The sequence below is a fragment of the Polyangiaceae bacterium genome (assembly GCA_016715885.1).
Taxonomy (GTDB): domain Bacteria; phylum Myxococcota_A; class Polyangia; order Polyangiales; family Polyangiaceae; genus Polyangium.
In genome coordinates this window covers 15,262-30,037 of the sequence record JADJXL010000023.1, presented here as the reverse complement: position 1 = coordinate 30,037, position 14,776 = coordinate 15,262, and the positions used below count along the sequence as shown (strand labels likewise).

Annotated in this window: 10 protein-coding genes; 3 read left to right on the top strand and 7 right to left on the bottom strand. The window is 60.5% G+C overall.

The window, feature by feature from the left end; genetic code table 11:
* The first annotated feature begins 821 nt into the window (after positions 1-821).
* Both IPM54_33555 and IPM54_33550 read left to right on the top strand, forming a co-directional pair.
* Positions 822-2,555, top strand: coding sequence for a nucleotide-binding protein (locus IPM54_33555; protein MBK9264697.1), 1,734 nt, complete (start codon positions 822-824; stop codon positions 2,553-2,555).
* Positions 2,556-2,698: 143 nt separating this feature from the next.
* Positions 2,699-5,452: a pentapeptide repeat-containing protein gene (locus IPM54_33550; GenBank protein MBK9264696.1), complete on the top strand. Its 2,754-nt coding sequence runs from the start codon at positions 2,699-2,701 to the stop codon at positions 5,450-5,452.
* Between the two features lie 54 nt (positions 5,453-5,506).
* Here IPM54_33550 and IPM54_33545 read toward each other — a convergent pair whose 3' ends face one another.
* The 5 genes from IPM54_33545 to IPM54_33525 form a co-directional block, all read right to left on the bottom strand.
* Positions 5,507-6,394 carry a hypothetical protein gene (locus IPM54_33545; protein ID MBK9264695.1) on the bottom strand — a complete coding sequence of 296 codons (888 nt, stop codon included), beginning with the start codon at positions 6,392-6,394 and terminating at the stop codon, positions 5,507-5,509.
* 25 nt (positions 6,395-6,419) lie between these two features.
* Positions 6,420-7,991 carry a hypothetical protein gene (locus IPM54_33540; protein ID MBK9264694.1) on the bottom strand — a complete coding sequence of 524 codons (1,572 nt, stop codon included), beginning with the start codon at positions 7,989-7,991 and terminating at the stop codon, positions 6,420-6,422.
* Between the two features lie 522 nt (positions 7,992-8,513).
* Positions 8,514-8,891, bottom strand: coding sequence for a hypothetical protein (locus IPM54_33535; GenBank protein MBK9264693.1), 378 nt, complete (start codon positions 8,889-8,891; stop codon positions 8,514-8,516).
* A 396-nt stretch (positions 8,892-9,287) separates the two neighbouring features.
* Entirely contained in the window at positions 9,288-10,058 is a 771-nt protein-coding gene (locus IPM54_33530; protein MBK9264692.1) for a hypothetical protein, read from the bottom strand.
* Positions 10,027-11,400, bottom strand: a complete 1,374-nt coding sequence (locus IPM54_33525) for an AAA family ATPase (GenBank protein MBK9264691.1) — start codon at positions 11,398-11,400, stop codon at positions 10,027-10,029. Before IPM54_33525 ends, IPM54_33530 begins: the two co-directional genes overlap by 32 nt.
* Here IPM54_33525 and IPM54_33520 point away from each other — a divergent pair.
* Positions 11,399-11,719: a hypothetical protein gene (locus IPM54_33520; protein MBK9264690.1), complete on the top strand. Its 321-nt coding sequence runs from the start codon at positions 11,399-11,401 to the stop codon at positions 11,717-11,719. The two genes, IPM54_33525 and IPM54_33520, sit on opposite strands and share 2 nt — an antisense overlap.
* Here IPM54_33520 and IPM54_33515 read toward each other — a convergent pair.
* Together IPM54_33515 and IPM54_33510 are read right to left on the bottom strand one after the other, a co-directional pair.
* Positions 11,716-12,492, bottom strand: a complete 777-nt coding sequence (locus tag IPM54_33515; protein ID MBK9264689.1) for a hypothetical protein — start codon at positions 12,490-12,492, stop codon at positions 11,716-11,718. The genes IPM54_33520 and IPM54_33515 overlap by 4 nt on opposite strands.
* A 632-nt stretch (positions 12,493-13,124) precedes the next feature.
* Entirely contained in the window at positions 13,125-14,762 is a 1,638-nt protein-coding gene (locus IPM54_33510; protein MBK9264688.1) for a hypothetical protein, read from the bottom strand.
* Positions 14,763-14,776: the final 14 nt, after the last annotated feature.

Sequence of the window (14,776 nt, the reverse complement as noted above, 5' to 3'; positions counted from 1 at the left end):
GCGCTACTTTACCGGGCATTTGACGTCTGGGTGGCCCTGATGGACGCATACGGTGAGGCAATGCTCCAAGAGGTCATGACACGTGGACATGCATGGGATGTTCCACCAAGCACATCCCGCTTGGCATTTGCGAAACTTCTTCTCGCAGCAGTGGTGACAGGGAATAGGCTTTTCCTCGTCAGCATGGCTACTACTTGGCACGGAAACCAGGTACCATCCAGTAACGAAGGTTATGATCAACAACACCCCGAACGCTGGTCTCCTCACCTTTTTATTCGAAATATAAAACAGAGCCACTTTTTCCGTCATTCGTATGAAAGCAAATGGGCTCCCGCTTGTCAAGGGCCGCTGTGGTCATAAGCGTATGATTTGACGAACGCCCGTGCCGTTGCGTTTGCCTTGTCTGCCGAGGGAGAAGAGCTCGACGTTGCCGCGCATCTTGGCGCGCTGACCGAGATGCACGAGCCGCACTGCGCATCCCATGCTTTATCCACGGCTGCCTTTGGACTGGATCGGTCCGGACGAGCCTCGTACCATTCCAGGCCGCTGATGACAACCTGCTCGAAGCCCTCTCCGAATTCAGGTCCCAATTCGCATCAGATTGCATACGTTGCACGAGACGCACGACGTCAGTGCTCCCGCAGTAGCCGGAGTACTTCGTTTTGTGGAGCGGCCTCTTCAACCCACCGCGGGAGTCCCACGCGATGTCCCATAGTAGCATTAGGCACAAAACCATACCTGAGCCAAGAAATACATTCTCCAATGTGCCCGAGTCGGATATCCTCGAGCTGCACCTTGGAGGTCTGATGCGCTCTTTTTCCATGCTTCGTTCCCTCGCGTTTGCCCCCGCTCTTGCCCTTGGATTCCATGCAGCAGGATGCAGTGACGACACCTCATCCACTTCGAGCTCCGCGAGCTCGACCTCTTCCAGCAGCGGTGATGCATCCAGCAGCAGCAGTGGTGGTGGCTCGTCGAGCTCCACGGGCGGCGCTGGTGGAATGGGCGGTATGGCCGGCACCGGCGGCACCGGTGGAATGGGTGGAATGGCCGGCGGAGGAGGCTCCGGGGGTAGCTCGCTCATTTGCGAGCCGAACACCACATCGGCCTGCTACACGGGACCTGCTGGGACGCAAGGGGTGGGCCTTTGCGTAGAGGGCACGTGGACATGCAATGCACAAGGAACCGGATATGGTCCCTGCACGGGCGAGGTCGTCCCGGTCGCCGAGAATTGCGCCACGCCGACGGACGAAAATTGCAATGGCTCGGGTCCTGATTGCGGCGCTGCGGTTTGGAGCAAGCGTTTTGGTGATCTCGACGGTCAATACGGCAAATCCGTCGCCGCCGACGCCATGGGCAACGTGTACGTCTCCGGCCACTTCTACGGCGTCCTCGACCTTGGCGCCGGTCCCATGACCGCGACGTCGCTCGACGGGTTCCTCGCGAAATTCGATCCCGCGGGCAATTTGCTCTGGAGCAAGCACTTCAGTGGCACCAGTAGCCAGAAAGCGCTCGCAGTTGCCGTCGACGGGATGGGAAATGTGGTTGTCGCGGGCAATTTCCTGGGCTCGGTCGATTTCGGCGGCGGCCCGCTCACCGCCATGGATGCAGACGCATTCGTCGCCAAATACGATGCCTCCGGGAATCACGTGTGGAGCAAACAATTCGGCGGTGCCGATGTTCAGAGCATCAATACGGTTGCCATCGATTCAATGAACGATATCTTGGTCGGCGGTTCATTTGCGGGCACCGTCGACTTCGGCGGAGGCACCATGACGTCGACGAACGTCGATCTCTTCGGCATGAAGCTCGACGACAATGGCAATCATGTCTGGAGCAAGCACTTCGACCAGCAGATTGGGAGTCAACCGGCGCTGACGAACGTAGCCGTCGATAGCGCGGGAAATGTCGCATTCACGGGATATTTCTTCAACACCGTGGACTTCGGTGGGGGACCGCTCACGAGCGCCGGCTCGTATGATGTTTTCGTCGGCAAGTTCGGACCGAACGGCCAGCATCTCTGGAGCAAGCGTTTCGGCGACACGTCTGATGAAAGCCCGACCGGCTTCGGTTTCGATGGCACGGGCAATCTCTTCATTGCTGGCGGATTCAAGGGTCCGTTGAATCTCGGCGGATCGACCCTCATGAGCGCCGGCGACAATGATTGCTGGATCGCGAAGCTCGACTCCGCGGGCAACCATCAATGGAGCAAGCGTTTCGGCGACGCGCAGAAGCAGTACATCACTGGCATAGCCGTCACCAGCACGGGGGATTTGGCGCTTACCGTAACGTTTGGCGGCTCGATCGACTTCGGTGGCGGTCCGCTCACGAGCGCGGGCAATCTCGACATTGCCATCGCGCGCATGGACGGCGCTGGCAATCACGTGTGGAGCCTTCGAGCGGGCGACGGCGTCTCCCAATCGTCAGAGGCCATTGCTTTCGATCCTGCGGGTCACGTCCTTCTCACGGGTGAGCTCGTGGGCAGCGTCGACTTCGGCACCGGAGTGCTCACCAGCGCAGGATCGGCAGATCTTATCGTAGCAAAACTTGCTCCGTGACATGTGCTGACACGGCCAATTCCGGGATTGGGGGCTGGATCGATTGGGATGATTCCCACGGGGCGACCCCAATCCTGGGATGGTTGATAAAAGCACCAGCCTCTTGCACCTTGAATCCTCTTTCATGTACCATCCCGCACGCCATGTCCGATTCGACCCTCCTCGGCCCGCCCGAGTCCTTTTTCGAGCAGCCCATTCATGTCACCGCCAATTGGAAAGCCCTTCTTTATTCGCTCGGTAAGTCTTTCAGCAAAGCGCTTTACGGCAAGTACGTCTCGGGGGACTCCGCCAAGGTCGACGCCGCGGTCGCCGATGCATTGGGCGCCTTCGGGTTGCAATTCAAATCGACGCCCGCCGAGATTGCGTGGAACCTTTGCCGCCGAGCGCTCGGGGCCGCCATCGTCGAGCTGCTTCGCACGATGAGCATTCCCGTGCAACCCGAGGACGCGCCGGACACGCAATTCACGGATGCCTTCGTCCAGCAAATCGATTGGACCATGATTCGGCTCGACGCGACGTTCTTCGAGCATCCCGAGCAGGTTCCCTTCTTGCGTCCCGTGCAGGTAATTCTCGAAGAATGGCTCGCCCATCGCGGCATGAGCCGCCCTGAAGCACGCAATGTGGCGCATCGTCTGCGGAGCCATTTCGCATCTGCCTTGCATGACGAATGGCGCAGTCGCCTTGCCGAATACAAGCCGCTCGAGCAACACATTCAGGGCAGCCCCTTCATGAAGGCCTCCGAGCGCGAGCGAGCGTGGCTACGTCACGCGGCCGCGCTGAAAAAAGCCTGCGAAGCATCGATGTTCGGCGAGTCGTTTGGCCTCGCGCAGGTATTCGTCCCATTGCGAGCGTATCATGAAGAGCGCCTCGACGAAGAGCGTGATCGACGTGCGCCCGGGCATGGGCAACGCATTCGGCGCACCGTGGTGCAGGTCGACGAAAAGCTCGATGCGTGGGTGCATGCGGCCGACAAAAACGATGCATTGCGAGTGCTTTCGGGGGGGCCCGGATCGGGCAAGTCATCTTGCGCGAAAATGTTCGCCGCGCGTATGGCCGAACAGGGCCATCACGTGCTGCTGATTCCGCTGCATTTGGTGAATCCCGATGATGGCATTCCGATCATGGTGCGCCGATTCGTCGACGATGGGGATCATCTCCCCTTCGACCCGCTCGAAACGCAGGGCGAAAGCGATAGGTTGCTGGTCATTTTCGATGGGCTGGATGAATTGTCGATGCAGGGCAAGAGCGGTTCGGACGGCGCGAAAGCGTTTTTGGAGGAAGTTCGGCGCTTTTTGGATAGGCACAACCATGCGCGGCTGCGCGTGCAGGTGCTCGTGGGCGGGCGGGAAATCGTCGTGCAGCAAGCTCGGCATGTCCTCCGTGAGGCGAAACAAATTCTGATCTTGATGCCGTATTTGTCATTGCCCCACATGCGCGAACAGGAAAAGAACCAAGGCATCGAATACGAAGCATCGTCAGCGGACCTCGACGAAGACCAGCGCGTCGATTGGTGGAATCGATACACGACGGTAAAAGGGCAGAGCCCGCCGGGCATGCCGGAGGAATTGCAGCGCCCCGAGCTCGCGGAAATCACGGCGCAGCCGCTCCTGAATTATTTGGTCGCGTTGAGCCGCCAGCGAAAGACGATTGATTTTACGCAGAAGGGCCTGCGCAATCGCATTTATGCGGATTTGCTCGATGGGGTGTACAAGCGCGCGCATCGGGAGCGAAAGCCGCACGCATCGGACCTGGAATACGAAGACTTCGTCGAGCTACTGGAAGAAATTGGTTTGGCGGTATGGCACGGCAATGGGCGCACGGCGACGGTAAAGGAGATTCGTGGCGTTTGTGGGGAGCGCATCGACAAGCTTTTGCGGCGGTACGAGGATGGCGAAGCGCGCGTGATGGGGCTACTCACGGCGTTTTATTTTCGCAAACACCATGACCGGCGTGACGACGAGGCGACGTTCGAATTCACGCACAAGAGTTTTGGCGAATATCTGACGGCGCGGCGTATCGTGCGGGAGCTTCGGGACATGCACGACGACCGTCAGCGCGCGACGAAACGCCGTCCCTGGGACATCAAGGATGCGCTGCGCGATTGGGCGAACGTGTGCGGTCCGACGGCGATGGACGGGCACTTGCTGCCGTTCGTGATTGACGAAGTGGCGCTCGAGGACGCGGAATTGGTGGGGCAATGGCAGAAGTTGTTGCAGGAGCTCATCGGGCACGTGTTGCGATATGGAATGCCGATGGAGCGGCTGGTTCCGCGGCCTGATTATTTGGAGGAGATGCACCAGGCGCGAAATGCGGAGGAGGCGCTGCTGGCGTGCCTGTATGCGTGCGCGGAGCGAACAGAGATTGTCAGCCACATCGAATGGCTTGACCAGAACAGCGCGGGGTCCTGGTTGCACCGATTGCGCGGACAAGTAAGCGGCAAGGGGCGCATCATTGCAATGCAATGCTTGGGGCGGCTGGATTTGTCAGAGTGTTGGTTGAGTCGACTGGACTTGTGGGGGGCGAGCCTGTGCGGCGCGAACTTACAACATGCGATCCTGTGGGGCACGAGCCTGTCTCGCGCGGACCTTCGAGGAGCGAATTTAAAGGGCGCGCTCCTGAAAGGCGTGATCCTGCAAGGCGCGAACCTGCAGGGCGCGGACCTGAAAGGCGCGAACCTGCAAGGCGCGAACCTGCAAGGCGCGGACCTGCAAGGCGCGAACTTAGAAGGTGCGAACCTGTTTCGCGCAGACCTGCGAGGCGCGGACCTGCAAGGCGCGAAGCTGCAAGGCGCGAACCTGCAAGGCGCGAACGTGCAAGGCGCGAACCTGCTAGAGGCGAACCTGCGTGGTGCGAACCTAGATGGTGCAAACCTGACCGATGCCCTGATGGATCCTTGAACGTTCGATGGTCCACGAGCGCTCCAAGACGTCGGCGCGCCTACTGCAAGCCTGTCATTCCTCGATGAACACCGGCGTCCAGTCGAACGTTTTCACGCCTGCCTCGCGGAAGATGTTCATCACTTTGGGCGTGACGAGGACGCCGGGACTCGGACGCTTGGCGTGCCGTTTTTTCTCTTTGGGCTTGGGCCAAAACTCGCCAAACCATTCCCACGTCACGTTGAAGTCCTGCATCCCTTCGAGATCCTCGACGCGGTAGGGCTTGTCGGGCAAATACATGCGCCCCCCGCGCTGACAAACCTTGCACAAATACTTGGGATCCTCATTGGCGAGGTCGGAACGCATGGGGGGCATCGTGTGCGATATCAAAATCTGCTCCCGCGCGACCATGCTCCATTTTTTGTTTTTCAGGCGCGCCCGAACTTCGCCGAACGAGATGCCCGTCACGTTGGCATCCTTCAGCTTTTTGGCCATTCCGCCGTCAACGAGGACATCGCCATCCCACGTACCGATCGCCCGATGTTTTCGAAGTCTGCTCCTATGCTCACTGTCGATATAGAGTGCGGAGGTTTGTCGCGCGCCCGTGCCGCAATTCGGGCACGCAGCTTCCATGTCGTATTTCGTGCCTTCCATGAGACCCGCGGAGACGTACTCACGGATATCGCGGTGCATCCACAACAACCGTGATTTTTGGAGATCGTCGTCGGAGTACTCGATGTAATCGAACTCTTTGGGCTTGATGCCATACCGATTCAAGAGTTCGTGCAACTTCGCGATGCGCGGATCGCCGTCGTCGAGTTCGACCTTAACGTAGATTTCTTTGAGGACCGATACTTCCAAGACGTACGCAACGTCCGATCCGCACCCAGCGGGCTCTAGAATCGTCGATGCTCCGCCGGGAACATCATACGCGTCGAAGCTTATGTGCCACTTGGTTTTCATCTTTGCTCCACCGCGCCGCCGTAGATTACTCGAAAAAGTGCTTGATTGCCCTGAGCCATTCTGGATTTTTCCGATAGACATCTTGGTAGATATCCCATAACGCCTCCTTCGTTATATTCTTTGGCAACGGCTTCTTCAATCTTACCTGTTCGCGTATCCAAGCATCCTGTGCATCCTTCAGCGTCTTTGTAATCTTCTGATGCTCTTTCTTCTTGAGGATGATGGCTGGTAGGTTCTCGAAGTCCGTCCTGCCGAAAACATCCTTCCACATGTCCCTTTCCAAGATCTTGTGCGCCTCGAACACCTGGCGCCAGTTCGCGGTGAACATCTGCATCCGCGAATACGGCAGAATCGTCTGCAACTGATGCAGCGACGGCGCCATGTCGTCGCCATACTTCGCCACCAATTGCTCCGCCAGCTTTTTCGGCATCAGGGCCGGATTCGTGACGATCAGGATCCCCTTTCGCTTCGCCGCGCTGGCGATTTTCCGGGCGAACGCGCCCGTCGAGCGCAGCGGATTCGTCAGCAGCATGAACGTGCCCGCCGTGAGCTGCAACATCAGCGAATCGGGCCCGCCGACGTTTTTCCCGCTTGGAATGCCATGACGAGAACCGTTCGGATCCTTCAGATTGCCGCTCGTGTCGCTGTCTTGAAAGGCGCCCGCAATGACCATTTGCCGGACGACCTCTTCGAAAAACGTCAGCCCCGATCCATTTCCATCGGGAGACGATGTCCACGTGCGTTTGTCCGAGCCTCCAGTCCCCCCAAATACGGACACCGATGCCTTGGCGGTGATGGCTCGAACCTTCGCGTCGACGGCGGCTTTGTATTGCGGATCCGCACCGGGCGGCGGCTTTTCTCCAGGCAATGGTTTGCCGGAACAACGCAATTGATCATAAGGCTTCGGGAACCTGAAGACGGATTCCGGAGGAGCCGTGGGGTCATAGACATACACGCGCACGGCCGTCGTCCGCAAACGACCATAAAGATCCGAATCCCGCGTGTAACTCGCACCGGCTTTCTCCGACGTGAAGAGCCATTCCGCCGCATCGGGACGTACGTCCGGTGGGTGCGTACATACCCGAATGATTTCCGGTCCACTTCGTTTTTGGCTGCTCGGCACAACGCCCACGAAACGCACATTCATGGGGTCGACGTCCATGATGGTCGTGGACATCCTCGCAAGCCCCGCCTGCATCAACGGCATATCGTAAGCGAATGGTAAACGCTGACCCGTGTATATGGTGCGTGGCAAGACGGCATTCGGATTGTCGCACGATAACAGGTTGAATGGACTCGGCATGGCACTCATGCTCATGCTGGGTGCCGTCGACTCATAAATGTAGATGATATCGGCGTAAGGGGCGAATTCCTGAAAATCGTCCGCATCGGTATCCGACACCCATTCGTCCGTCACCGCACGATATGCAAAATAATCTGCGTCCGGATCGACGGGTGGCGGCCGCCTGCATACGGCTGCACGTCGCACGTTTTGGGGCAATTGAGGCCTCATGCAGCCGGTGATCGTCGGGGCAACGAGAGTGACCATCAACAGAACGGCCACGAGCGGCTGCAATCGAAACCAATGTCGAAGCATTCCGAGATGTTTCGCCAAGAACGGTTGCCGTCGAACCCGGCGTCGAAGCCCTTGCTGAATGGCTCCGACAATTCGCCATGCGATTGACGAGGTGCTTTGCCGAACCCGGTCTCTCATGAGCATCGGGTTCATCATGTTCCCACTCGCCAGGCCAATCTCCCGTTCATATTTGTCACCGCTTCCACAGGCGAGTGACCAGGCGGCAAGAAAAAGCGCGAACGCACGGCGACCGAGGGGCATACCCAAATCCTCCCGCGGGCCAGGGTGCACCAGGTCGTCACAAGTCGTAAATGAAAACGATAAGCAGGATGGACGTTCCTTGTCCCAACCACACCAGCGGCTCACGCAGCAACGAATGGCCGAGCTGTTTCAAACGACCCTGCAGAACATCAGCCTGCACTTACAAAACATCTACGAGGAAGGCGAGCTGGAGCGCTCTGGAACTCACAAGGAATTTTTGTTGCTTCGGCGCGAGGGTGCGCGCGACGTGCGGCGACCAAACGCGCACCCTCACTTGCACGATTAGCCCCCCGTTCCACCTCCGCCCGCCAGCGCCTCGCCCTTCTTCGGGCGACGCTTGTACAATGCCGATAGCTCGAACGCCGTCGCCATGGCCGGCTCCGATGACTCGCGCGCCGCAGCCTCGGCAGCCTCCCGCGCCATTCGCACCAAACTCACGATGATCCCGTCAATCAAATCGAGCGTCTCGGTTTCCACGGGCGTCCCCCGCGGCTCCGCTTTCGCTTTGGCAGCGTCTCGCAATGCCTGCGCATACGCTGCAAGGTCCGTCACGACCTTCGGCCCACCGCGATCCTTTGCGGCGTCCGCAATGGCCGGCTCTTTCAACATGGCCTGCAATGCATCGAGCTGTTTGGCGAGCCCCTCGGCATCGTCGGCCACGACCGAATCGCGCTCCTGCGAAGTGGGGAGTTTACTTAAGCTGGAACACGTGTGTCGAGGGAAAAATCGTACGGGCTTGAACGAAGGACGCATGCACCTGGCGGTTGCGCGCCCGAGGTTGACCAAAGACCGCGTGAGGTTGACGATGGGGCGAGTGGGGTTGATGACGGTTCGCGTGGACCTGACGCGGATGCGCACGAGATTGAGCCGGCGGCGGGTGGGATTTGGCCGAGGTGCGCATGGAGCTGACGAGGGAACGCTTGGGGTTGACCGAGGTGCGCGTGGACCTGGCGCGGATGCGCTTGGTGTTGAAGCAGCGCCGCGTGGGATTTTGCCGAGGTGCACCTGGACCTGCGCCAAAGGGGTTGGCACCTTTCCAAAGGGGCTGGGGTTCCGCTACCTCCGCGCCAAGCCGGCGGCCTGCTTGGACTTCTTGATGTCTTCGAGCTTCTTGATCTGGCGGGGGAGCACTTGTTCAATCACGAAGCTGAACGCGGGGAGCCGGACGGCGCCGCCCCGATCGAGCTCTGCCGCGTCGGCCCGCAACTTTGCCAGCAGTCGGCGCAACTGGTCCGCAGTGAGGAAGCGCCCGCCTGGTTGCAACGCGCCCCGGATCGCGTCCCGTCGCAGCTCGGTCAGCGTGGCGTGATCGAGCCCGAGTTTTTCGATCGTCGTCTTCGCGGCTTCGTCCTTTTCATCGGTCGGAGCGATCTCGCCGCGGTGGTTGAACGAAAACCTCTCGGTGCATCCAGGGTCGAGCGGTGAGACGAAGAGGTGTTTCTCCTTGGGCGACGGCCAGTCTCCTTTCGCCACGGCGCCGAATGCGGGGGCGAATCCGCAATTGGGCCGGGGCCAGCACGCGACGAGGTTCCCGTAGTCGGCGTCCTGCCCGTAGATGTGCTTGTAAGGCGTCTGCGGGAGCAGGTGCTCCAGGTGGAAGTCCACGTTTCGGGGAGGCTCCGGATCGAGGCTGATATGTAGCCCGGTATAAGCGCAGATCTTTCCCTGCTCTGCGAAGAGGCCGTCCTCGACGCTCTCCAGGACTGCCTTGTCCTTGCGCAGCTCCTCGTACGTGCACTCCATCCCCGGCCCCCTGTTTCTGGCCAGCCGAGGGTTGCGCCATTCGACGAAGGCCCTAGGCGGTGGGCGTTTCTTGATCGTCCTCACCGCTGTCCCCTTCGTCGTCCCCCTCCTCGGCCAGCGCTTCGAGCGTCGCCAGGCTGCTCTCCAGCCGCACGAGCTCCCCGGTGTCGCCATCGAGCAGCGCACGCAGCTCGCGCAGCTTGCTCCGCGCGCGCTCCAGATCCCCCTCCGCGAGCGCGCCCTCGGCTTGCTGCTGGAGCGTCCGGGAAGCCTTCGACTCACTCGTAGCCCCGGTCATCACGTGGTCGAGGATCCAGTTCGAATCGGCGCCGAACGCGACCGGCGGCAACGTCACGCCCTCGGGGCCGAGCAGGCGCACCTCTTCGCGCTTCAGCTCGCCGATGACCTGCGGGGAGTGGGAGGTGCAGACGAACTGCATCGCCGGAAACGTCCGCTTGAGGTCCGCGGCCACGCGGCGCTGCCAGCGCGGGTGCAGGTGCACGTCGAGCTCGTCGATCAGGACGACGCCAGGGGTCTGCTGGAGCAGGCGAGGGAGGGGCTCGTCCTCCGGACCGAGGTCGTCGGGCGGGAGGAGAAACGCGTTTTGCGTGACGGCCTTGATGGCGAGATCCGCGACGAGGGCGAACATCATGCGTTGCCCGGCGCTCAGGTTGTCGAAGGGTTGCGCGTTGCCGCCGATGGAGAGGACGATCTGGTCACGATCGGGGTCGAACCAGACGTCCTCCGCTCCCTCCACGCATTGGAGCACGGCGCGACGCACCACCTCGAAGCCGGGGCGCATGCGGCCTTTTCGTTGCGCGGAGGCCGTGACCTCGCGGCGGAACCACTCGTTGAGGTCGCCGAAGCGGATCCGCTCGTTGAAACAATCGTAAAACGCGGCCCAGCGGCGGGCGGGGCCGTGGAGCTTGGTCTCCTTGGAGATGCGCTGGTTCGAGGGCAACCACGCGCGGCCGGCGCCGTAATACGCGAGCACGGGGAGGACGACGCGCTCGCCCTTTGCGTCGGCTTCATAGAGGCCGCGGATGATCTCGAGCGCTTGCTTGGTGAATCTCCTGGGCTTCTTGCCGCTCTCCCCGAGCGCACGCGCCCAGGCGACTCCCTCGACGGAGCCGAGCTGTCCCTGTGCGCTCACGATGACAGGAAAGTGCTCGCGGAACTGGATACGGTCGCCCTCCCTGGATGCCTCCAGGCGGACCTCGGTCGGGAGGATGTTGCGGCCGCTCGTCCGGAGGAGCGAATCTGGGGGGGTTACAAGCCAGATCCCCAGGCTCACGGCGAGCGCGTCGAGCACGCTGGTCTTACCCGAGCCGTTCTCCCCCACGAGCAGCGTGAACTGCGGGTGAAGGCCGAGCTCCAGCTCCGCGAACTTCTTGAAGTTCTTGACGATCAGCGCATGGATCTTCATGGGGCTCCGGGGACGTGTCGATCGCTACCACGGGGGGCCAGGCGATCCAAGAAATCTGTCGTGCGGGTTCGCCTTCGATCGTGGCCCGACCGAAGACGAGGTATACGAGGTTGCCGCGAAGACGGCGAAAAAGGTGAAGGCGATTTGGGATTTGTCGTGCAGTCCCGACGTCACGATTGGCCGCCCATTGCTGGATGACGAACCAAACGAACTACCCGTATCGAACGAAGTGCGCCAAGCATTGAGAGAAATCCTCACGCCCAGGCTTTTTTCCGCGCGTGTTTTCCGCCAAGAGCGCCTCCGCCATTTGCACGATTAGCCCCCCGCTTCACCTCCGCCCGCCGGCGCCTCGCCCTTCTTCGGTCGACGCTTGTACAATGCCGATAGCTCGAACGCCGTCACCATCGCCGGCTCCGATGACTCGCGCGCCGCAGCCTCGGCAGCCTCGCGCGCCATACGCACCAAACTCACGATGATTCCGTCGATCAAATCGAGCGTCTCCGTCTCCACGGGTGTCCCCCGCGGCTCCGCTTTCGCTTTGGCAGCGTCTCGCAATGCCTGCGCGTCCGCTGCAAGGTCCGTCACGACCTTCGGCCCACCGCGATCCTTTGCGGCGTCCGCAATGGCCTGCTCTTTCAACATGCCCTGCAATGCATCGAGCTGCTTGGCGAGCCCCTCGGCATCGTCGGCCACGACGGAATCGCCCTCCAAAAGCGCCTCGATTTTTTGAACTGGCGCAATGTTTCCCAATGCCAAGAGCGCTCGCTTTGCTCCACCCAGCACCGAGCGCGCTCGCAATCGAGTGCCCTGCCCGTCGCGCATCGCGGCCGAATGCGCCGCAGTATCGATTTTCTTGCTCGTCCGCTTTGCTTCTCGCCCCACACCCGCGGCAATCAATCCATCCCGCGCGTCCTGCAATTCGGCCGCATCGGCCGAGCCAAAACCATAATCGCCAAGCTTTGCACCGTGAACCGCATACGCATTCAACGTTTGGTTCGCCTGCGCCAGCGTGTCATCCGAGCCGAATCGTTCACCAACCTTGATGAACGCCGCGCGCGCCTCGGGTGCGAGCGCCGTCAAGTCGAGTGCCATGTATACACCTCCTGCGAAGTACGAAGATTACTTAAGCTGGAACACGTGTGTCGAGGAAAAAATCGTACGGGCTTGAACGAAGGACGCATGCTCCCGCCGGTTTGCGCGCCCGAGGTTGACCAAAGACCGCGTGAGGTTGACGATGGGGCGTGTGGGGTTGATGAAGGGCCGCGTGAGACCTGATGCGGCGTCGCGTGGGACTTTGTCGAGGACCACATGGACCTGACGCGGATGCGCCCGAGGTTGAGCCGGCGCCGCGTGGGATTTGGCCGAGGTGGGCGTGGACCTGGCGCGGATGCGCTCGGGGTTGAAGCGGCGCCGCGTGGGATTTTGTCAAGGTGCGCATGGAACTGACGAGGGGACGCGTGGGGTTGAAGCAGCGCCGCATGGGGTTTTGTTGAGGACCGCACGGAGCTGACGAGGGAGCGCACGGGGTTGACCGAGGTGCGCGTGGGATTTGGCCGAGGTGCGCACGGAGCTGACGAAGGAGCGCACGGGGGGAAATTCATGGGCGCCAAGATTCAGTCCCTTCCGCTCTTTCAGCAAACGGGTCGTCTGGCGCAAATGGTCGAGGTGGGTTCGTCGCTCGATCGTCTTTTCCCCGACGCGCTCGTGAAATCGATGAACCTTCTTCAGAGCGGCTCGTTCCCCTTGCGCTTGGCACGTTGATCCTCATAAAGAGACGGCGGCACCAAGTCCGCACCGCGATCTTGTCCTTCGACATAATCGATAGGCTCCGTTCCCATTCCCAGCAGCGGAGATTCAGTCACGAGGTACGAGCCCGACGTACCAATGACATAACCATGACCATATTGCAGGGAACGGACGCTCCCAGTACCTCGCACGTTCCAAATCACGTTCATCGTGCCGGTGATGCCGGCCCCCGTGCTTTCATGACCTCGATTCACCGTGGAAAACCCATCATCGAAGAGCGATGAATCGACGAGGTTCGCGGTGGCCAGCGAATGATGATATTCACTGTACCCAGTCGTCCCGACCTTGGCGTCTTTCGATGCATAAGCCCTGCCTTCCCGGCTTTCGACGCGGAGCCACACACAACCGGTCGTCCCGAATCCCCAATTCTGAATGAAGTTGTGCCGGCCACCCGTGCCCTTCGAATCCGCCATGAGGATCTCACTGCTGCGCTGGATTTCGAATAGGTACCCATTGCCTCCACCACCTCGATTCTGTGCTGCGGACATTTCCGCGCTTTCGATGGTGACGCGTTTGGATTCGAGCACCAGAATGCCGCCGGACAACAAATGGGCACCCGCTCCATCCCCCGCCATGGGTGCATTCGGAGAAGGAAACGATTGCACATCACGCACATAACCATCGGCGACATGCGCCAAACCCAAAACGTGATTGCGATTGACGTTCCACGCGTCGTCCCAGTTTCCTGCATTGGCCAGACCCAGGGATTCCACGCCCACGCCCGTCAAATATCCCTTTTCTCGCCGCACGGACGCGTTGTCACGAAGTTTGACCGGATACCGTAGAGGAACATCGATATGAATGGTTTGGGGCGAGCTCGATGTGTCCACGGAAATCACCGTGCGCCGAAAAAACGTCTGCCAGGTACCATGAAAAGCAACCCAGGTGCCGGTCATGTTGTGTTCGGCGACGAATTCAGGCGTAATGACGAATCCAATGGCTATGTCGTCACCCGGGGCAAATCCCGATGCATCGACGACCGCAATCGATGTCGAATGGATATCCCCGTCGGCAGCGATTGGCGTTTCGAGGTCGACGAGGAGCGGCGCATCGAAGGAGATGTGCGCCTTGCCGGTCATACCGGTGGTCTTCGTGAAAAATAGCCGCGTCTTCGTCGGTCCATCGCCACGCAGCACGATATGCGAATGCGAGATTTGGAGGGTCCCGTCGAATCGGTACAACCCCGTCGGGATGTGCACGATTGCGCCATTTTTGGCCGTGGCTGCGTCGATGCTCGCTTGCACCGTCGCGGTGGAATCGTCGACCCCCGTGGGATCGGCCCCCACGACTTCAATGACGTCGAGCGGTCCGGGATCGGGCGGTTCGCCGTACTTGAACCCAGCGTACGAAAAGTCTTGGATGGAGCGGCCGGAAGCATCGGTCAAACCTGGCTTCCAGTCGTCGGGATAAAGGCTGCTGCGCCAAGGTCCACCGCCACCGCTTCCTGCAGATCCGCCGCTGCCGGAGGTCGAAGCGGTGTCATTCGGCGGCGACTGGCCGCATCCGAGGACGATCACCAAAGCTAGAGCAAAGGAGTTGAAGGGGATGCGTTTCATGTCGAGAGCGTAAC